Origin of the sequence: Limnochorda pilosa, from assembly GCF_001544015.1 — a bacterium.
In the GTDB taxonomy this organism is placed as follows: domain Bacteria; phylum Bacillota; class Limnochordia; order Limnochordales; family Limnochordaceae; genus Limnochorda; species Limnochorda pilosa.
Window position 1 is genome coordinate 206050 of the sequence record NZ_AP014924.1, and the last position, 19974, is coordinate 226023.

General features: G+C 71.0%; 18 protein-coding genes. 8 read left to right on the forward strand and 10 right to left on the reverse strand.

Features of this window, described 5'->3' with window-relative positions:
* Positions 1 to 51 precede the first annotated feature (51 nt).
* Both LIP_RS00955 and LIP_RS00960 read left to right on the forward strand, forming a co-directional pair.
* A complete protein-coding gene (locus LIP_RS00955) occupies positions 52 to 990 on the forward strand; it encodes a carbohydrate ABC transporter permease (protein ID WP_082726531.1) in 939 nt (312 codons plus the stop codon).
* Positions 987 to 1832 carry a carbohydrate ABC transporter permease gene (locus LIP_RS00960; protein WP_082725678.1) on the forward strand — a complete coding sequence of 282 codons (846 nt, stop codon included), beginning with the start codon at positions 987 to 989 and terminating at the stop codon, positions 1830 to 1832. The genes LIP_RS00955 and LIP_RS00960 overlap by 4 nt, the downstream gene beginning before the upstream one ends.
* A gap of 25 nt (positions 1833 to 1857) precedes the next feature.
* Here the strand turns inward: LIP_RS00960 and LIP_RS00965 are convergent, their stop codons facing one another.
* From LIP_RS00965 to LIP_RS01005, 9 genes are all read right to left on the reverse strand, one after another.
* Complete coding sequence (locus LIP_RS00965) at positions 1858 to 3639, reverse strand: hypothetical protein (protein ID WP_068133119.1); 1782 nt, start codon at positions 3637 to 3639, stop codon at positions 1858 to 1860.
* Positions 3640 to 3759: 120 nt separating this feature from the next.
* Positions 3760 to 5145, reverse strand: a complete 1386-nt coding sequence (gene lpdA, locus LIP_RS00970; protein ID WP_068133123.1) for a dihydrolipoyl dehydrogenase — start codon at positions 5143 to 5145, stop codon at positions 3760 to 3762.
* A gap of 12 nt (positions 5146 to 5157) precedes the next feature.
* Positions 5158 to 6672, reverse strand: coding sequence for a dihydrolipoamide acetyltransferase family protein (locus LIP_RS00975; protein WP_068133127.1), 1515 nt, complete (start codon positions 6670 to 6672; stop codon positions 5158 to 5160).
* Positions 6657 to 7658, reverse strand: a complete 1002-nt coding sequence (locus tag LIP_RS00980) for an alpha-ketoacid dehydrogenase subunit beta (RefSeq protein ID WP_068133130.1) — start codon at positions 7656 to 7658, stop codon at positions 6657 to 6659. The genes LIP_RS00975 and LIP_RS00980 overlap by 16 nt, the downstream gene beginning before the upstream one ends.
* A complete protein-coding gene (gene pdhA / locus LIP_RS00985) occupies positions 7639 to 8748 on the reverse strand; it encodes a pyruvate dehydrogenase (acetyl-transferring) E1 component subunit alpha (RefSeq protein ID WP_082725679.1) in 1110 nt (369 codons plus the stop codon). The genes LIP_RS00980 and pdhA overlap by 20 nt, the downstream gene beginning before the upstream one ends.
* Before the next feature lie 163 nt (positions 8749 to 8911).
* Positions 8912 to 9934 carry a branched-chain amino acid ABC transporter permease gene (locus LIP_RS00990; protein ID WP_173652444.1) on the reverse strand — a complete coding sequence of 341 codons (1023 nt, stop codon included), beginning with the start codon at positions 9932 to 9934 and terminating at the stop codon, positions 8912 to 8914.
* A complete protein-coding gene (locus LIP_RS00995) occupies positions 9934 to 10794 on the reverse strand; it encodes a branched-chain amino acid ABC transporter permease (protein WP_068133133.1) in 861 nt (286 codons plus the stop codon). Before LIP_RS00995 ends, LIP_RS00990 begins: the two co-directional genes overlap by 1 nt.
* Positions 10794 to 11498, reverse strand: coding sequence for an ABC transporter ATP-binding protein (locus tag LIP_RS01000; protein ID WP_068141292.1), 705 nt, complete (start codon positions 11496 to 11498; stop codon positions 10794 to 10796). Before LIP_RS01000 ends, LIP_RS00995 begins: the two co-directional genes overlap by 1 nt.
* 41 nt (positions 11499 to 11539) lie before the next feature.
* Positions 11540 to 12316: an ABC transporter ATP-binding protein gene (locus LIP_RS01005; protein WP_198409631.1), complete on the reverse strand. Its 777-nt coding sequence runs from the start codon at positions 12314 to 12316 to the stop codon at positions 11540 to 11542.
* A 260-nt stretch (positions 12317 to 12576) separates the two neighbouring features.
* Here LIP_RS01005 and LIP_RS01010 point away from each other — a divergent pair, with 260 nt between their 5' ends.
* Positions 12577 to 13818, forward strand: coding sequence for an ABC transporter substrate-binding protein (locus LIP_RS01010; RefSeq protein WP_198409632.1), 1242 nt, complete (start codon positions 12577 to 12579; stop codon positions 13816 to 13818).
* A 42-nt stretch (positions 13819 to 13860) separates the two neighbouring features.
* Here LIP_RS01010 and LIP_RS01015 read toward each other — a convergent pair whose 3' ends face one another.
* A complete protein-coding gene (locus LIP_RS01015; RefSeq protein WP_068133136.1) occupies positions 13861 to 14316 on the reverse strand; it encodes a hypothetical protein in 456 nt (151 codons plus the stop codon).
* A gap of 107 nt (positions 14317 to 14423) precedes the next feature.
* Between LIP_RS01015 and trpS the strand changes: the two genes are divergently transcribed.
* The 5 genes from trpS (at position 14424) to LIP_RS18260 (ending at position 19909) form a co-directional block, all read left to right on the forward strand.
* Positions 14424 to 15410 carry a tryptophan--tRNA ligase gene (trpS, locus tag LIP_RS01020; protein ID WP_068133140.1) on the forward strand — a complete coding sequence of 329 codons (987 nt, stop codon included), beginning with the start codon at positions 14424 to 14426 and terminating at the stop codon, positions 15408 to 15410.
* 123 nt (positions 15411 to 15533) lie between these two features.
* On the forward strand, positions 15534 to 17318 hold the full coding sequence (locus LIP_RS01025; RefSeq protein WP_068133142.1) for a glycerophosphodiester phosphodiesterase family protein: 1785 nt from the start codon (positions 15534 to 15536) through the stop codon (positions 17316 to 17318).
* Positions 17319 to 17547: 229 nt separating this feature from the next.
* Complete coding sequence (locus LIP_RS01030) at positions 17548 to 18702, forward strand: cytochrome c3 family protein (protein ID WP_158509506.1); 1155 nt, start codon at positions 17548 to 17550, stop codon at positions 18700 to 18702.
* Positions 18699 to 19472 carry a formate dehydrogenase subunit gamma gene (locus LIP_RS01035; protein WP_068133148.1) on the forward strand — a complete coding sequence of 258 codons (774 nt, stop codon included), beginning with the start codon at positions 18699 to 18701 and terminating at the stop codon, positions 19470 to 19472. Before LIP_RS01030 ends, LIP_RS01035 begins: the two co-directional genes overlap by 4 nt.
* A 2-nt stretch (positions 19473 to 19474) precedes the next feature.
* Complete coding sequence (locus LIP_RS18260; RefSeq protein ID WP_068133151.1) at positions 19475 to 19909, forward strand: hypothetical protein; 435 nt, start codon at positions 19475 to 19477, stop codon at positions 19907 to 19909.
* Positions 19910 to 19974: the final 65 nt, after the last annotated feature.

Sequence of the window (19974 nt, forward strand, 5' to 3'; positions counted from 1 at the left end):
CGCAGCCACAGGGCGTGAGGCGCCGGCCGCCCGGCCCCTTCCTCGGGGGTGATGGTCATCGACCGACCGGAACCGCTGCTGCTGGAGGAGGCGGCCACCGGTGGGCGGGGCGGGGTGACGCTCGCGGCCCGCCAGGCCCGCCTGGGGTGGCTCCTGGTCCTGCCCACGCTGCTGGTGCTGGTGGGGGTCGCGCTCTATCCTCTGGTGGACACCTTCCTCAACAGCCTCACCAACGCGAGGCTGGGTTCGAGCCGGGCGGTGCGGTTCGTGGGGCTGGCCAACTACAAGGACCTCTTCAGCGACCCCGTCTTCCTCCAGGCCGTGGGGAACACCCTCTACTTCACCGTGGTCTCGGTGGCGGCCGAGCTGGTGCTGGGGCTGCTCATGGCCCTGGTGATCCACTCCCGCTTCCCGGCCCGGGGGCTGATGCGGGCGGCGGTGCTGGTGCCCTGGGCGATCCCCACCGTCGTCTCGGCCCAGATGTGGCGGTGGATGTACAATGACGTCTTCGGCGTGCTCAACGACCTCTTGATGCGGGTGGGCCTCCTGGACGCGCCGGTCGCCTGGACCGCCTCGCCCGGGCTTGCGATGAACGCCGTCATCGCGGTGGACGTCTGGAAGACGACGCCCTTCATGGCCCTCCTGCTCCTGGCGGGTCTGCAGGTGATCGCAGGCGACCTCTACGAGGCGGCCACCGTCGACGGGGCGAGCCGCATCCGCCAGTTCTTCTCGATCACCCTGCCCCTCCTGCGGCCAGCCATGCTGGTGGCCCTCATCTTCCGGACCCTCGACGCCCTGCGGGTCTTCGACGTGGTCTTCGTCATGACCGCGGGCGCCTCGGGCACCGAGACCGTGGCCACCTACAACCGGAGGATCCTGGTGGAGTTCCAGCAACTCGGCTATGGCTCGGCCATCAGCATGGTGATCTTCCTGATCATCTTCCTTTTTGTCCTGCTCTACGTGCGCGTCCTGGGGGTGTCGGAGGAATGAACCCGAGGCGGTGGGAAGGCGTGAGGAAGGCGCTCTTCTGGGGGGTCGCCCTGGTCCTGGTCTTCTGGACCATCTTCCCCTTCTACTGGGCGGTGGTCTCGTCGCTGAAGCCCAGGGGCGAGCTCTTCACCACGCCCGTGCTCTACTGGCCCAGCCACTTCAACTGGCAGAACTACGTCTCGGTCTTCACCGCCCGGCCTTTCGGCCGGAACCTGCTCAACTCCGCGATCGTCTCGACCGTGACGGTCATCGGTTCGCTGGTGATCGGCGCCTTCGCCTCCTACGCCCTGGGGCGGCTCCGCTTCCGGGGGAAGGGGGTGGTCCTCTACTCGGTGCTGGCCATGACCATGTTCCCGCAGATCGCCATCCTGGGGGCGCTCTTCCTCTTCGTGCGGGCCCTGGGGCTCTACAACAGCTGGTGGGGCCTCGCCCTCACCTACCTCACCTTCACCTTGCCCTTCACCGTCTGGGTGCTCACCAGCTTCTTCCGGGAGACGCCCGCGGAGTTGGAGCAGGCGGCCTTCGTGGACGGAGCGACGCCCATGCAGACCCTGCGGATGGTGCTCCTGCCGCTGGCGGCGCCGGCCCTGGTGACCACGGGGCTCCTGGCCTTCATCCAGGCGTGGAACGAGTTCCTCTTCGCCCTCACCTTCACCATCAACGACAACGCCCGCACCGTGCCGGTGGCCATCGCCTACTTCTCGGGCGCCACCCGGTTCGAGATCCCATGGGGCGAGATCATGGCGGCGTCGGTCATCGTCACCGTGCCGCTCATCGTGCTGGTGCTGGTCTTCCAGAACCGAATCGTGGAGGGGCTCACGGCAGGGGCCGTCAAGGGGTGACCCGTCCGGGGGTGCGCGGGGCCCCTCACCCCAGCCCCGCCATCTTCCAGAGGGTGAAGGGCCAGGCGGTCACGGCCACCTGCGCCGCCAGGTAGAAAAGGGCCAGTTCCCAGCGGCCGCGGTGGGTCGACGCCTGCGCCGGGCGCCAGCGGAGCCAGAGGACGGCCAGGAGCGGCGGCAGCAGGTAGGCCGTACGGAAGGCGAGGGCCCAGGCGCCCAGGTCGAAGGCCTCGGGCGACCACAGGGGCAGGAGGCCCACCCGGCTCACCAGGTCGGCCGCGAGGACACCGGCCAGCCAGAGCCATCGGGAGGGCTCCCGGCCCACCACCCGTTCCCAGCCCCACACCAGCAAGAGGGCGGGCCCCTGCGCGGGCAGGAGCGCCGCTACCGCGAAGAAGGCGAAGAAACCCAGGAGCGCGAGCAGCCTCTCCGGATGATCCGAGCTGGCCACGGACTCGAGCCGGTCCGCGAGGAGCGTGGTCTGCTGGACCCGGTCGGTGCGGTAAAGGAGCTGCCACCCCTCCTCCCGGGGCGATACCCAGGCCGCGTGGAGATTGCCCTGCGGATCCCGCAGGGCGGAAGGGACGAAGCTGCCCTGCCATCCGGCCGTGACGGGCATTCCAGCCAGCTCTCCGGGACGGTCTGGATCCAGCCGCGCGCTCAGCACCTGCCAGGTCCCCGTCTGGTCCGGTGCCGTCCAGGTCAGGTCGAGCCCCTGGGACCAGGTGAGCCGGGGCTGCGAGCGGGGCTGGAGCGGAACGGTGCGGATCGGGGCCAGAAGTCCGTCGGCGTCGACCTGGAAGAGGTAGGCGGCCGGGAGCACCGATCGATCCCGCAGCACGACGATCGCGAGGACGTAGAGCCGCCCCGCGGGGGAGACGGCCCAGGCGAAATCCAACCGGTCGCGTTCAGGCAGCCCCACCCGAGGCGAGACGATCTGGAGGGTGAGCCCGGGCGCCCCCCCGCCATCGGGCCAGACCAGCCGGAAGCTCCGCAGGCGGGCGGTGGTCTCGCCGGTCCGCTCCAGCACCAGACCGTAGTCGGCCCGCTCGCGCCGGCCCAGGGCGAAGGCCAGCACCGGAGTGCCCTCGCTGGCAACCGCCGGCGAGCCGAAGGCGCCGCCCGCTGCCGAGCGGGCCACCACCAGGCGGCCACCGGCGCCGGTCCCCTCAATCCAGGCAAGGGTGGCCCCGGGATCCTCACCGGCGAGCGCGGCAACCACGGCAGGAGCGCGGGCGTCCTGGGACGGGGAGGCCAGCTGCTCGGCGGGCCCCAGTCGGTCGCCCTCGAGGGGCGCGACCCAGAGCGAGCGAGCCCCCGGAGAGCCTTCCACCCACACCAGTCGGTCCCGTGCGGGGCCGGAATCCCCCGCGCCGGCGCCGGGGAGGAGGAGGGGCTGGTGCGGCCGCACAGGCGCGCCGGCTTTAGGGCCGGCCGGATCCGCCAGAGGCTCGCCGCCCTGGCGGAGGATCGCCGCGTCGCCCACCTGCATCCGCCCGCCGCGGAAAGCGATGGTTCGGGTGACCAGGGCAAGGCCGCCCTCCGTCTCCGCCGTCCAGAGAAGGCGCAGCAAGCCGCCTTCGAGCGCGCCCGACCAGAGGAGCTCCGGGGCCCGCAGCACGACCCCCTCGCCCAGCTTCACCACCCGCGACCGGGCGCGGTCGTAGCCGGGCGGGGGAGTGGGGGCGGCCTGGAGCACAGGGGCGGCCAGGCACGCAAGCGTGACCGCCAGCGCTGCCCCCAGCGTGCGCAGAGCGCGCACCGGCGGCCGGGCAGGGAAGAAAGGCAGGGCGTCTCCGGGGCGCAAGGAGCTCGACTCCCTTCCGAAGGTCGGATTCGGGAGCACTTTCGCCCCGGGGTCGCGGGTTCCTTCGTGGGGGGCCGGCGCGGGGTCGCCTGCGCCCGGCGCCCGCACGAGGCCGGGGGATCAGACGTGGATCACCCGGCCCAGGGCCGCGAGGGCTGCCTCCTTCACCGCCTCGGAGACGGTGGGGTGGGCGTGGACGGTGCCGCCCAGCTCCTCCAGGGTGGTCTCCATGGCCACGGCCAGGCCCGCCTCGGCCAGGATTTCGGTCACCTGAGGACCCACCATGTGTACGCCCAGCACCTGGCCGTAGCGGCGCTCGCCCACCACCTTCACCAGGCCGCCGGTCTCCTGGAGCACCACTGCCTTGCCGTTGCCCTGGAGCGGGAAGAGCCCCGTGGTCACGTCGTACCCTTGCTCCCGGGCCTGGGCCTCGGTGAGGCCCACGGAGGCCACTTGGGGCTCGCAGTAGGTGGCCCGGGGCATCCGCTCGGGGTAGAGCCGGGGAGGCTCCTGTCCCGCCATGTGCTCCACGGCGGTCACACCCTGCTCGGAGGCCACGTGGGCCAAGAGCGGCGGGCCCGTCAGGTCGCCGATGGCATAGACGCCGGGGCGGGTGGTCTGCATGTGCTCGTCGACCCGCACGAAGCCGCGTTCGGTCTCGATCCCGAGCTCCTCGAGCCCCAGGTTCTCGCTGTTGGCCTGGACACCCACGGCCATCAGCACCGTGTCCGCCTCGAGACGCTCCTCCTGGCCCTCGAGCCGGATGCGTAGGGTCTCACCCTCCCGCTCGAGGCCAGCCACCCGGGCCCCGGTCTCCACCCGGATCCCCCGGCGCTTGAACGCCCGTTCCAGCGCCTCGGAGACCTCGGGCTCCTCCTGCGGGAGCAGGTGGGGGAGCATCTCCAGCACGGTGACCTCCACCCCGTAGGCGCGGTAGATGTAGGCGAACTCCACGCCGATGGCGCCCCCGCCCACGATCACCAGCCGCCGGGGAAGCTCCCGCCGGGCCAGGGCGTGCCGGCTGGAGAGGATACGCTCCCCGTCGATCTCCACCCCGGGCAGCCCCCGGGCACGGCCGCCCGTGGCCAGGATCACGTGGCGGGCGTCGAGCTCCCGCCCGGAGGGCTCCACCACCACCCGGCCCTCAGCGCCCAGGCGGCCCCGTCCCTGGATGACGTCCACCCCGTTCTTCCGCATGAGGAACTCGACGCCGCGGGAGAGGCGGTCGGCCGCTTGGCGGCTCAGGTCGACGGCCTTCGCGTAATCGGCCGTCACCTCGCCCGTCTGGATGCCGTAGCGGGAGGCGTCCCGCACGTGGCGGAGCACCTCGGCCGTGTGAAGCAGCGACTTGGTGGGGATGCACCCCCAGTTGAGGCAGATGCCCCCCAGGCGATCGTTCTCCACCAGGGCCGTCCGCAACCCGAGCTGGCACGCCCGGATCGCGGCCACGTACCCTCCCGGGCCGCCCCCCACGATGACCACGTCGTAGGCCTCTGATTCCGGCAATCGTTCCACTCCTTATCCACGGAGGTGGGGGCTCACCAGGAGCCAGGGGTGCTCGAGCAGCTCGCGGGTACGGTTCAGGAAGCGAGCCACCTCCACACCGTCGGTCACCCGGTGGTCCGCTGCGACGGTCAGGTGGAGGACGGTGGCGGGCCGCATCTGGCCGTCCGCCACCACCACCTCCTGGCGGGTCCCACCTGCGGCGAGGATGGCCGTTTGGGGCGGGTTGATGATCGCGCTGAACGACTCCACCCCGAACATGCCCAGGTTGCTGATGGTGAAGGTGCCCCCCGCGTACTCCTCGGGCTTGAGCCGCCCCTTCCGGGCTGCGCGGACCACCCGGTGGACCTCCCGGGCCAGCTCCACCAGCCCCCGGGCGTTGCAGTCGCGCACCACGGGGGTGAGCAGGCCGCCCTCGACGGCCACGGCGATCGCGACATCGACGGTCTGGTTCAGGCGCAGCCCTTCCTCGGTGTAGGTTCCATTGAGGGTGGGAAACTCCTCCAGCGCCAGGGCCGCGGCCCGCACCAGGAGGTCGTTCACCGAGAGCCGGTCCTCGTCCGGCAGGTCGTCGTTCACGTCCACCCGGAAGGCGAGGGCCTGATCCATCTCCACCCGCATGGTCTCGTAGAAGTGGGGGATCTCCCGCTTGGCCTGGCTCATCCGGCGCGCGATCGTCTGGCGCATGCGGCTCCAGGGTTCCACATCCACGGGTTCCTGAGCGTCGCGCTCGGGGCGGGCGGCTGGTCTCTGCTCCGCTTGGGCGCGTTCCGAAGGGGCGGCCCGCAGGCCCTCGGGCTCCACGCCCGTTCGGCTCACGGTCGAGGGGGGGCCGGCGAAGGGCTGCTCGCCCAGGCTCTGGCCCGAGGTGTAGCCGGCCGGCCACCGGGTGGGCGTGTCCAGGTAGTCCGCCGGATCGTGGTAGGGGGGCTGGAACCGGTAGGGTCCGGCCTGCCGGGCGCGCCGGCCGGTGCCGTCGCGCCCGGCGCCACCGTCTTGCTGGGTTCCGTCGCGACCGTCCGCCCGGGAGGGCGCCCGGGCGGCGGGGCTTTCCTCGGCCACGTCGCGTCCCAGGATGCGGCCGCCCGGGCCGCTGCCGCGCACCTTCTCCAGGTCCACACCCCGCTCCTGGGCCAGGCGCCGGGCCACCGGGCTCGCCCGCCGGCCAGCTTCCGCCGCCCGGGCCGGAGCGGGGCCCTGCTCCGCGCCGGGGGCCTCGCCTGGGCCGACTTCGGGGCGCGCGGGGCCTGGCGGAGCCAGCCGCGCCGGTGTTGGGGCGACGGCGGCCTCGGGTGCCGTCTCCAGCAGGGCCACCGGCTCGCCCACGGGCACCGTGGCCCCTTCCTCCACCAGGATCTGGGCGAGCCTGCCGCTCTCGAAGGCCTCCAGCTCCACCGTGGCCTTGTCGGTCTCGATCTCGGCCAGGGCCTCGCCCTTCTGCACGGCGTCGCCCGGAGCCTTCAGCCAGCGCACCAGCCGGCCCTCACGCATGTCGAAGCCCATCTGGGGCATGGTCACCGGGCTTGCCACACCACGTCCCCCCTCCGGCCCATGAGGCTGGCCACCGCGTCGACCACCTGCTCCACCTGGGGCAGGGCCAGCTGCTCCAGGTTGGCCGCATAGGGCATGGGCACCTCCGAGCCCGCCACCCTCAGGATCGGGCCCGCGAGGGCGTCGAAGGCCTCTTCCGCGATCCGGGCCGACAGCTCCGCACCCACCCCGTACGTCTTCCAGTCCTCTTCGACCACCACCGCCCGGTGGGTCTTTCGCACGGACTCGAGCACGGGGCCCGCGTCCAGGGGACGCAGGGAGCGCAGGTCGATGACCTCTGCCTCCACCCCCCGGTCCGCCAGCACGTTGGCGGCCTCCAGGGCCAGGGCCACCGCCCGGGAGTAGGCCACCAGGGTCACGTCCCGACCGGGGCGCCGCACGGTACTGCGCCCCAGGGGCACCAGGTGGTCGGGGTCGTCGGGCACCTCGCCCTTGACGCTGTAGAGGAGCGCGTGCTCCACGAAGAGCACGGGGTCGGGGTCGCGGATCGCGGCCTTCAGCATGCCGTGGGCATCGGCGGGGGAGGCGGGCGCAGCCACCTTCAGCCCGGGGATGAACGCGAAGAGGACCTCAAGGTCCTGGGAGTGGGTGGCCGCCAGGCGCCGCCCACCGTTGACCGTGCGCACCACCAGGGGCACCGAGAACTGTCCGTTGAACATGTAGTGGAACTTGGCCGCGCCGTTGATGAGCTGGTCCGCTGCGGGCAGGAGGAAGTTGATGGTCATGATCTCCACCACCGGGCGAAGCCCGCCCATTGCCGCTCCCGTGCCGGCCCCCAGAATGGCCGCCTCGGAGATGGGCGTATCGCGCACCCGCTCGGGGCCGAACCGTTCCAGCAGCCCCTTGGTGACCGCGTAGGAGCCTCCGTACGCGCCCACGTCCTCGCCCATGATGAAGACCCGCTCGTCCCGGTCCATCTCCTCGATCAGGGCCCGGCGCACCGCCTCACGAAAGGTGAGCTCCATGGCCGTCGCCTCCTCTGCCGTCTGCCGCCTCACCGTCCAGGGGGGCCCGGTAGATCCCGGCCAGGAGGGTCTCGGGGGCAGGCTCGGGGCTCTCCTCGGCGAAGGCCGCCGCCCGCTCCACCTCAGCCTCGGCTTGCCGGTCCACCTGGTCCAGTTGCTCCTGGGTGGCCACGCCGCCCTCGAGCAGCTCCGCACCGAAGACCCGGATGGGGTCGCGCTGGCGCCAGGCCTCTCGCTCCTCCCGGCTGCGGTAGAGCTCGGGATCGGCCATGGAGTGACCCCTGAAGCGGTAGGTGAGCACCTCCAGCAGCACCGGCCCGCGCCCCTCTCGGGCCCAGCGGGCCGCGCTCCGAACGGCCTCTCGCACCCCCAGCACCCGCATGCCGTTCACCCGCGCCGCCGGGATCCCGTACGGCTCGGCCCGGCGGCGGATCTCGGTCACCGGCATGGCCCGCTCCACTGCCGTGCCCATGCCGTACAGGTTGTTCTGGCAGAGGAAGACCACCGGCAACCGCCAGAGGGCCGCCAGGTTCAGCGATTCGTGGAACTCCCCGGTGTTGGTGGAGCCGTCGCCGAAGATGCAGAGCACCACGTGGGGCCGCTCCAGGTAGGCATGGGCCAGGGCGAGCCCCACCGCCACCGGTAGGTGGAGCCCCACGATGGCATGTCCTCCCCAGAAGCGGCGCTCGGCATCGGCCAGGTGCATGGAGCCGCCCCGGCCGCCGCTGGAGCCGTCCCGCCGGCCGTAGAGCTCGGCCATCACCCGGCCCGGGTCGAGGCCGCGGGCGAGGGCGTCGCCGTGGTCGCGGTAGTGGGTGATCACGTCATCGTCGGGTTCCAGACCGGCCATGGCGCCCACGGCCACGGGCTCTTCCCCGATGGCCAGGTGCAGGAAGCCTCCGATCTTGCCGTGCGCGTAGGCCTCGGCCGCCCGCTCCTCGAAGCGGCGGATGCGCTGCATTTCAAGGTAATAGCCGATGAGGCGTTCGGCGGGCTCCCTTGCCAGCGGCGGGGGTGGGTCGGGCACCCATTGGGCCGGGTGCCCGCTGGACGCGCCGGGCGCGGTGAGCGGGCCCGTCCGGTTCTCCATGACGCTCCCCCCTCGGGGTCCACGGGGGGTGGCCCCCGGTCGTGTCGGGTGCGGGATGGGCCATCCTCCCATGGGACGGCCACCGCCCCGGCGGGATCTGACAGGCCCCTCCCCGGGCCGTATAGAAAGGAACGGGCGTTGAGGCGAGGGTGACCGACGTGGGCTAGACTTGCCGGGAGTGCCGGGAATTATGCGATCGCGCGGGCGCGCTCCGGGCCGGCAGGCCGGACGGCCCGGGTTCCAGGGCCAAGCGGGAGACCTGGCGCTCTTCGCCCAGGACCCCCTGGGGGCGCCAGAGGAGGACCACCTCCAGCAGCACGCCGATGAGCACCATGCGCAGGGCGGCGGCCCGGGCGCTCAGGGCGGCGGGAAGGGCGTCGGCCAGGGCGTCGGACCCGGACCAGATGGCCCAGAGGAGCACCGCCCCCAGCACGGCTCCCCGGTTGTTTCCGCTTCCGCCCAGGATCAGCCCCACCCACACCAGGAAGGTGGCGTTCCAGGGCATGAAGGCGTCGGGACTGATGAACTTGGTGAAAGAGGCGTAGAGGGCGCCCGCCACCCCCATGATGGTCGAGCCCAATACCAGTGCCTCCATGCGGTGACGGAAGACGTCCTTTCCCACCGCGGCCGCCACCGCGTCGTCCTCGCGGATGGCGCGCAGCACCCGGCCCCAGGGCGAACGGATGCCTCGTTCCACCAGGAGGTAGCTGATCGCCACCACGGCCACCACCCCCGCGGCGAAGACCCAGGCGTCGTACCGGCCCGGCACGAGCCCGGCGAGCGGCCGCGGGATGCCTGGGATGCCCCGCACCCCGTTGGTGAGCCACGCCTCGTTCTTCAGCACGAGGCGCAGGGTCTCCGCAATGCCGATGCTGGCGATGGCCAGGTAGTCCTCCTTCAAGCGGAGGGTGGGGAGCCCGATGAGGTAGGCGGCCAGCCCTGCCAGCAGCCCGGAGACCGGGAGGGCCAGGACCACCGGCCACCCGAACCCACCCAGGTGGTTGGGGCTGGGGCCCGTGGTGAGGATGGCCGAGGTGTAGGCACCCACCGCGAAGAACCCGGCCACGCCGATGTTGAAGAGGCCCGTGTAGCCCCACTGCACGTTGAGCCCCAGGCTCAGGAGGGCGTAGATGCCCGCGATGGAGATGAAGAAGACGAGGTACGCGATCAGGCCGGACAGCTCCATCAGGCAGCCCTCCCTGTGCCCAGCAGGCCAGTGGGCCGCCAGACGAGCACCAGCACCAGCAGGACGAAGGCGACGGCGGGCTTGTACCCCGGGTTGAGGAAGGCCGTGGCCAGCTCCTGGACGATGCCGATGGCCAGCGCCCCCAGGATCGCCCCGTACAGGTTCCCCACGCCCCCCAGGACCACCGCCGCGAAGATGGGGAGAAGCAGGGTCCACCCCATGACGGGCTGGAGGTGGGTGTCCAGGGCCAGGAGGATGCCGCCCGTGCCTGCCAGCACCGCGCCGAGCCCCCACGTCCAGCGCACCACCTGCTCGGTCTTGATGCCTGAGATGCCGGCCAGGTCGGGGTTGTCGGCCACGGCCCGCATCGCCTTCCCCAGGCGCGTGCGGGTGAGGAAAAGGTGGAGGAGCACCACCAGAACCACCGCGAGCCCAAGGATGAGAAGGTGGATGGGCTTCACCCGCACCCCTCCGGGCAGAACCAGAGGAAACTGGACGCCCTGCTGGAGAAAGAGGTTGTCGGGGCCGAAGACCGCCTGGATCCCGTTCCGGAGGATCAGGGCCGCGCCCACCGAGGCGATGAGCAGAACCACCGGGTTGCTCCGGCGGAAGGGCAGGTAGAGGAGCCGGTCCAGAACCAGCGCCGCGAGCACGGTGCCGGCCACCGCGGCCGGCGCGGCGACCGCCAGGGGCCACCCGAGCCCCACGTGGAAGAGGAAGGCCAGGTAGGCGCCCAGGGTCATCATGTCGCCATGGGCGAAGTGAGCGAAGTTGAGGATCCGGAAGATCAGGGTGAGCCCGATGGCCCCCAGGGCGATGATGGCCCCGGAGACGAGGCCGTACACGACGAGCTGGACCATCAGGAGGCACCTCCGAGGAAGAGACGGCCCACGCCGGGGTCGGTCAGGAGCCGTTCAGCCGGGGCCTCCAGCCGTTCGGTCCCCTGGGTGAAGACGTAGCCGCGATGAGCGATCTCCAGGCCCGCCCGGGCATTCTGCTCCACCAGGCAGACGCCCACACCCTGCCCGTTGATCGCGCGGACCCGCTCCAGGATCATGGAGGTGTACAGGGGCGACAGGCCGGCCGTGGGCTCATCCAGCAGGAGCACCCGGGGATCCAGCATGAGGGCACGGCCGATGGCCACCATCTGCTGCTGGCCGCCCGAGAGTGCACCGGCCCGATGGCGGCGCTTCTCCTTCAGGGTCTCGAAGAGCGCGAAGACACGGTCCTTCCGGGCTTCCAGGGACTGATCGCGCACGACGTAGGCACCCATCTCCAGGTTCTCTTCCACGGTGAGCGACGGGAAGACGTTACCCGTCTGGGGGACGTAGCAGATGCCGAGGCGCACCGCCTGAGCGGGAGGGAGCCCCGTGATCTCCCGGTCTTCGAGCAGGACCCGGCCCGAGCGGATGCGGACGAGCCCCACCATCGCCTTGAGGAGCGTGGATTTCCCGGCGCCATTGGGCCCGATGATGCAGACCAGCTCCCCGGGCGCCATGCGGAAGTTGACGCCGTGGAGGACGTCGAGCTGCCCGTAGCCTCCGTGCACCGCCTCCACCCGCATCAGGGACGCGGCGCCTGCGGGAGGGACCGGCTGCGCCGGGTTCACGCCGTGGGCACCCCCCCGAGGTAGGCCTCCACCACGATCGGGTTGGTCCGGATCGTCTCCAGCGTCCCCTGAGCCAGGAGGCGCCCCTGGTGCATCACGAGGACGGGGTCGCACAACTCGGCCACCAGGTCCATGTCGTGCTCGATGAGAAGGAAGGTCTTCCCCTGGTCGCGCAGCTCCCCGATGAGCCTCACCAGATCGCGCATGAGCGAGGGGTTCACCCCCGCCCCGGGCTCGTCGAGGAGGATCATCACCGGGTCCCCCATGAGTGTACGGGCGAGCTCCAGCAGTTTCTTCTGCCCGCCCGAGAGGTGCGCGGCCAGCTCGTCCTTCAACTCCGTGAGGTGGACGAACTCCAGGACCTCCATGGCCCGCCGGCGGATGGACCGCTCAGCGTCCACCACCCGCCCGGGCCGCGTCCACACGTTCCAGAGCGACTCGCCCGGTTGGGCCAGGGGCACCACCATCAGGTTCTCCAGCACCGTCATCTGGCCCAGCCCCCGGGGGATCTGAAAGGTGCGGAGGATCCCCTGTGCGGCCACCTGGTGGGCTGCAAGCCCGTCGATCCGCCGGCCGAGGAAGCGGATCTGGCCGCCATCGGGTTTCAGGACCCCGGCAATCAGGTTGAAGGCGGTGGTCTTGCCCGCGCCGTTGGGCCCCACCAGCCCAGTGATCGAGCCCTGGGGCACGGAGAAGGTGAGACCGTCCACAGCCTTGATCCCACCGAAGCTTTTCTCGAGGCCCTGTACATCAAGGATCGCTGGGCGCCCCAAGATCCTCTCCCTCTCGGCGGCGTCCCCCGGAGCGGGCTCCGGCAAGGGAAGCCGCACAGGCCATCTCCCACGAGCGGCCCGGTGAGTGGGAGAGCCTTTCGACGCCGTACCATCGAATCCTGCTCACGAGAACCGTTACGACCTGCCTCGCGAAGGGCCCGCCGGAGCTGGCGGGCGGCAGGACTGGCCCGGTGGACGTCGAAAGAAGAGACTCATAATCGTAGCGATCTCTGGTTTCTAACAAGGAGCGTGAGGTCTCTGTGAACTCCACGCGGGCCACCGTCGTCGGGCAGCGTCTCGTCTTCTCCATGGTCCTCGGCCTCCTGGTGGTGCTCGCCTCGGCCCCTGCACGGGCGCAGGAGGCGCTCCTGGGAACCCTCCTCTCCCTCACCGGCGACCTTGCCGCCTACGGTGAGCCTCTGAAGAACGCCTCCGACCTGGCAGCCGACCAGATCAACGCCCAGGGAGGCGTTCGGAACGGGGCCTTCCTGCGCCTGGTCCACCGGGACGACCAGACCTCGCCCCAGCCCGGGGTGGAGGCGGCTCAACGGCTGGTCTCGGTCGACCGGGTGCCGGCCTTCGTCGGCGCCCTCTCCAGTGGCGTCACGATCCCCGTGGCGACGTCCGTCGCGGTGCCCAACCGCGTCGTGCAGATCTCACCGGCGTCCACCAGCCCCGAGATCACGAACCTTGACGACGACGACTACCTCTTCCGCACCGTCCCCTCCGACGCGCTGCAGGGCAAGGTGCTGGCGCAGGTGGCTCAGGAGCAGGGGTACAAGGCGGTGAGCGTCGTCTACATCAACAACGCCTACGGCGAGGGCCTGGCGCGTAACTTCCAGGCGGCCTTCGAGGCCGGCGGCGGCCGGGTTCTGGTCAGTGTGGCCATGGAGGGTGGCCAGGCCTCCTACCGGGGCGAGCTCCAGAGGGCCGCCCGGGGCAACCCTGAGGCGCTGGTGCTCATCGCCTACCCCGAGAACGGCGCCACGGTCCTCCGCCAGGCGGTGGAGGAGGGCTTCTTCCGGGCGTTCCTCTTCTCCGACGGGCTCCAGTCCGAAGACCTGGTGGCCGCGGTGGGCGCGCAAGCCCTGGAGGGAACCCACGGAACCTCGCCCCTGCCACCCACCGAAAGCCCCGCCTACCAGCTCTTCCGGGACGCGTACGCGAAGAAGTACGGAACGCCGCCTCCTCAGCCCTACATGCCGGAAGCGTACGACGGGACCTTCGTCCTGGCGCTGGCCATGGAGAAGGCAGGGCCCGGTGCCACGGGCCAGCAGATCCGCGACGCGCTCCGGGAGGTGGCCAACGCCCCCGGCGAGGTGATCCACCCCGGGGAGTGGGCCAAGGCCAAGGAGCTCATCGCCCGAGGGGTCGACGTCGACTACCAGGGTGCCTCAGGTCCCGTGGAGTTTGACGAGAACGGTGACGTGGTCAACGCGACCTACGGGGTCTGGAAGTTCGAGGGCGGCCGCATCGTCCAGGTGAGGACGGTCGAGATCTGAAGCCCGCCCGCCCTATCCGGGCGCAGCAGGGCGGGGCGACCCTCAGCGGGAAGGGGGCTCGCCCTGCCCCGGCGCGCCCTCGCCCGTGGGACCCTCGGTGGGCGCGCCCTTCGCGGCGGCCCCGGGGGGACCTGCCGTCCCCGGCACGGCCGTTTCGGCCCGAGCGAACTGCACCCGGGGCTGGCGACCCGGGAGGAGGCGGGTCGTCAGGTACGGGAGCACCTCCTCCACCACGAAGTCGAACCGGTAGTAGGCCGGGTACTCGTTGACCCGGGTCAGGCAGACCCGGGCCACCGGCACCAGCCGGTCGCCGTCCACCCTCACCACCTGGGCGGGCAGCCCCGGCCGGACGGCTCCTTCCCGCAGGTCCTCCAGGACGTCGAGATCGACCCTGCCGGGGTCGTAGGCCAGGTGGTACGTCGACCCGGGCCCGAGGTGGGCCAGGTTCTCCACCACCCAGTCGGTAAAGACCGGCAGGAGCAGCTGAACCCCCTCCACCGCGCTCACCCCCTGGTTCCATCTCTATGCCTGGGACCGGCCCCCGGTGGTTGACACGAACAGCGAGCTGGCGCAGAATCGACAGCAGGACGCCAGGAGGTGAGCGGATGGGCCGGATCTTTTCGGGCATTCAGCCCACGGGCGGGGTGCACGTGGGGAACTACGTGGGCGCCATCCAGAACTGGGTGCGCATGCAGGACGAGATGGAGTCCTTCTTCTGCATCGTGGACTACCACGCGATGACGGTTCCCTACGACCCTTCCGACTTCCGCCGGAGGGTCCGGGAGGCCGCAGCCATCAATCTGGCCGCGGGGCTGGACCCGGCCAAGACCACGCTCTTCGTCCAATCCCACGTGCCCGAGCACGCGGAGCTTGCATGGATTCTGGGCTGCGTCACCCCGCTGGGCGAGCTGCAGCGCATGACCCAGTTCAAGGACAAGGCCCGCCAGCACGCGGAGAACGTCAACGCGGGCCTGCTCAACTACCCGATCCTCATGGCCGCCGACATCCTGATCTACAAGGCCGACACGGTCCCCGTGGGCGAGGATCAGGTGCAGCACCTGGAGCTGGCCCGGGAGATCGCCCGCCGCTTCAACGGGACCTTCGGCCCCACCTTCCCCGAGCCCCAGCCCCGCCTCACCGCGGGCGCCCGCATCATGGCCCTGACCGACCCCGAGAGCAAGATGTCCAAGAGCGTTCCCGGTAGCTACGTGGCCCTCACCGACCCTCCCGACGAGATCCGCAGGCGGCTGCGCCGGGCCGTGACCGACACGGGCCCCACCACGGGCGAGATGAGCCCGGGGGTGCGGAACCTCTTCACCCTCCTGGAGGTCTTCGACGCCCAGGGTGACACCTTCCGCGCCCTGCGCCGGGCGTACGACGAGGGTACCCTTCGCTACGTGGAGCTGAAGGACGCGGTGGCCGAGCACATGATCGAGCAGCTTCGACCCATCCGCGAGCGGTACGAGGAGCTTGTGGCCCACCCGGACCGTCTCCGCACCATCCTGGCCGAGGGGGCCGATCGCGCCCGGCGGGTGGCCAGGACCACCATGGAGGAGGTGTACGAGCGCACAGGACTCCGTTCCCGAGCCTGAGCGGCTACCAGGCCGCAGCGGCTGGTCCCGCTGCCGGGGGGCCTCTCCCCGGCAGCCCATGACGAAGACAGCCGGCGTCTGGTATGATGCCTCTGGTAGGATTCGGAAGGAGGCCTGCCGGCCATGTTCGATCCGGCCGTCAACGTCTGGCTGCAGCAATTCTCGAATCCCTTGCTGGATCGGTTCTTCCTGGCCTTCACCGCCCTGGGCACCGAGCTCTTCTACATACTCCTCCTCCCCGCGCTCTTCTGGCTGGTGGACCGGCGCAGGACCCACCAGGTGGCCCTCGTCTTCCTGGTCTCCATGGCTCTGAACGGCATCCTGAAGGAGTGGCTGGTCCTGCCCCGGCCGGGCCCGGCGGAGGGGGTCGTCCCCATCGCCACCGAGACGAGCCCGGGCTTCCCCTCGGGACACGCCCAGGGCTCCGCCACCCTGTGGACCTCCCTCGCCCTGGCGTACCCCTCGGCCTTCCTGGTGGGGGCCGCCATCGCCCTCATCGCGCTCATCAGCCTGTCGCGGCTCTACCTGGGGGTCCACTACCTGGGTGACGTCCTGGGCGGGCTGGCCATCGGGTTGGCCCTGGTCGCCGTCTTCTTCGTGGGATACCGCCGGGGATGGGGAGGCCGCTGGCCTCTGGGCCTCAAGGTGGTCCTGGCCCTGCTCCTGGTTCCGCTTGCCCTCTTCCTGGAGCCCAGCAGCGGGAGCGTGCGGCTGCTGGGATTCCTGCTGGGCTTCCTCATCGGCGACGGGGTGGGTCTCGCGCACCTCCCCTACGCGCCGCAGGCAGCGGTCGTGCGCCAGCTTGTCAAGCTGCTGGTGGGGTACGGTGGCTTCTTCGGGCTCGTCTTCCTGGTGGAAGGCGTCCTGCCCGCCGGGATCCCCAGCCTGTTGGGCTACGGGTTGGTCGCCCTCTGGGTGACGGTGGGCGCCCCTCTCGTCTTCCTGGCGACGGGTCTGGCGCCGCGGCGGTGGGGGCTGGACGGGGCTCCCGATCATCCCGCCCTGGCCCGGCTGGGCGTCGGGGTGCTGGTGGTGGTCCTGCTGCTGGCGGGTGTCGTCTGGGCGGTGGGTCCCTCGAAGGGCGGAGAGCGGCTGCCGGTCCTGGCGGGGCTGGAGCCGGGGGCCGTGCAGGTCATCGCCCATCGGGGCGGGGCCCTGGAGGCGCCCGAGAACACCCTGGTCGCCTTCGGGCACGCCCGGGTGGTGGGGGCCACCATGGTGGAGCTGGACGTTCACCTGACGGCCGACGGCCGCGTCGTGGTCCTCCACGACGAGACGGTGGACCGAACCACCGACGGCTCGGGGCGCGTGCGCGAGCTGACGCTGGAGCAGGTGAAGGGCCTGGATGCCGCGTACCGCTTCTCACCCGATGGCTCGAGCTATCCCTTCCGGGGGCTGGGGGTGCGGATCCCCACCCTGGACGAGGTGCTTCAGACCTTCCCGGACCTGCCGCTGATCGTGGAGCTGAAGGACGACGACCCCCGCCTGGCCCAAGCCGTGGCCTTGCTCCTGAGGGAGCACGGTGCAGACGGACGGGTGCTCGTCTCCTCCTTCCACCAGGGGGTCCTGACCCGGTTCCGGAGCGCCGCCCCCGGCGTGGCCACCGGAATGACCCTGCAGGAAGCCTTGCCCTTTGTGCTGCTGGAGCGCTTCGGTCTCAGCTTCCTCTATCGGCGGCCGCCGGCGCCCTCGCTCCAGGCGCCCGAGCGGCACGGGATCCTCCCGGTGGCGGGCAAGGACCTGATCGAGCGGGCGGCCGAGCGGGGGCTTCCGGTCTACGTCTGGACCGTGAACGACGAGGCCGCCATGCGGCGGTGGGTGGGTCTGGGCGCCGCAGGCGTCATCACCGACGCGCCCTCGACCCTGGCGCGCGTCGTGCAGGAGCTGCGGGGCCAGCCCGGAGGGTGAGCCGGAGGAGCGCAGCCCCCCCCCCGGACCCGCCTCGGGGACCGCGATGTCCCGGGACCAAGGGGTCATCGATGGCACGCGACTTAGTGAAAATGGGGACTACCACACACCCGGCCGTCTTCCCTAGACTGAAGCTGAGAGGAATATCAGGTTTGGGGCCGATGCCGTACCGGGCGGCCTCCGGTCTAGAATGTACGTGCGTGCATGGATCCCGAGCGGGGGGCAGCCCATGAGAGAGCTTGGGGTTGACGACCGAGAGACCCCCGGGTTCGATCCAGTCCCGGATCGGTTCCGAAGGGCGCTCCGGCCGGCGCGGTGGACGGGCGGGGGCGCCCTCGTGGTGCTGCTGGCCGCAGCGCTGGTGGCGATGCTCTCCGCCCGGGAAGCGACCGCCGCCTCCGACGACGGGTCGTGCGCCGACTGCCACGCCAGCCGGACCCTCGGCACCACCTTCCCGTCGGGGCAGTTTCACGACCTGTTCGTGAAAGAGAAGACTTTCCTTGATTCCGTCCATGGAGAGGCCGGCCTCTCCTGCACCGACTGCCACTGGGGGTACGACGAGGTGCCCCACCCGGCCGAGGAGAGCCGTACCCGGCGTGAATACGAGGTGGGCTCGGCCGAGGTCTGCCAGACCTGCCATTTCGACCAGGCCAAGGAGTGGGAGGCGGGGGAGCACGCCCGGGTGCTGAGCACCCAGAACCTCCAGTCCGCCACCTGTACCGACTGCCATGGCGCCCACGACGCGCAGCCCGCCCGGAGCTTGCAGGGCCAGGGGCTGGACGCCTCGTGTGCGAGCTGTCACGAGCCGCTGGTGCGGGAGTTCGAGGGCAGCATCCACGGGCAGGCGCTCCTGGCCGGCGACCCGGCGGCACCCAGCTGCAGCACCTGCCACGATCCCCACACCACCGAACCCGTGGGCACCGCGGCCTATCGGGTCCAGTCGGTGGGGACGTGCGTCTCTTGCCATGAGGACACCTCCCTGGCCGAAGGTCACGGCATCAACCCCGACGTGGTGAACACCTACTTCGACGAGTTCCACGGCCGGAGCCTCCGGCTCACCATGGCCACCCAGCCCGGGGAGTGGGTCGCGCAGGCCGTCTGCACCGACTGCCACGGGGTGCACGGCATCCTGCCGCCCGACGACCCCCACGCCCAGGTGGCTCCCGAGAACCTGGTGGCCACCTGCAGCCAGTGCCACCCCGGCGCCACCAGCAACTTCGTGGCCAGCTTCGGAGGGCACGTGCCGCCTGAGCGATCGACGCTGGTGCGGGCGATCGAGCTCTTTTACCAGATCGTGATCCCGGTGTCCGTGGCGGGCTTCGTACTCTTCGCGGTCCTGGACGGGGCCCGCCGCTTCAGGGAACGGAGGAGGGTGGGGCGATGAGCGCGCAGGCTGTCGAACGCCCGGGGGAGCCGGGGAAGGTGGCGCGGCTCGAGATCGGTCCGGACGGCCGGCCCGTCTACCGGCGCTTCAGCCGCCTGGAAACCGTGGAGCACGCGGTGCTCCTGGCCTCCTTCACCATGCTGGCCCTCACGGGCCTGCCCCAGATCTGGCCTGAGGCTGCCTTGGGAAGCTGGTGGCTGCGGCTCCTGGGCGGCATCGATGCGGCCCGAGCCGTCCACCGCTTCTTTGCGGTGGTGATGATGGCCGAGACCTTCTTCCACGTGGCCCGCACCTTCCTGGGCGGGCTCCGCCACGGCTTCCGTTTCGACATCTTCCCGGGACTGGGCGACGTGCGGGAGCTCTTCCACACGGTCCGCTACCTGGTGGGCCTGGAGCCCGCCCCGCCGCCCGTGGGCCGCTTCGGCTTCAAGGAGAAGTTCGAGTACTGGGCCCTCATCTGGGGCGTGGTGGTCATGGGGATCACCGGCCTGATCCTCTGGTACCCGGTGCTCTTCACCCGGTACCTCCCGGGCGTGGCGGTACCCGCCGCCCGGGTGGCCCACCGGGGCGAGGCGATCCTGGCCGTGCTGGCCATCGTCATCTGGCACATGTACAACGCGCACCTGCGGCCCGACGTCTTCCCCATGGACCGGAGCATCTTCTCGGGCACCATCACCCTCGAGCGCCTCAAAGAGGAGCACCCGCTCGAGTATCAGCAGGCCTTTGGCCGGGAGCCTTCCCGGTCCAGATCCAGGCGGAAGGAGGGGTAGAGATGAGAAGCACGTGGCGGGGACAGGCCCGCTGGATCGCGCTGGGTCTGGTGGCGGCCGTGGCCGTTCTGGGCTTCACCTTCATTGGCCAGGCTGCGGACCAGCTCCGGGAGATCCCGGGCATCACCGTGGCCGACGACCACCCCAACGGGTGCGTGGACTGCCACAAGCCCGACAGCAAGTACTCGCTGCAGGCCGAGGTCACGAACCTCGCGGACGCGGGCGGACATCCCGACGTCGCGAGCAAGATGAAGGAGCCGGCCGACTGCCTGATGTGCCACGAGAGCGATGGTCGCCTTCCCATGGGCGAGATCATGCACGTGGCGCACCTGACGGGCGGCGCTGAGAACCACTTCATCTCGGGCTACGACGGCGAATGCATGTACTGCCACAGCCTGGGAGACGACGGGTCCATCGGCGTGAAGGGTCTGGAATAAGGAAGCCCGGGACTGCGGGGTCGCTTCCTCCCCGCAGCCCCGGTCCCCTGGCTCCCCAGAAGAGG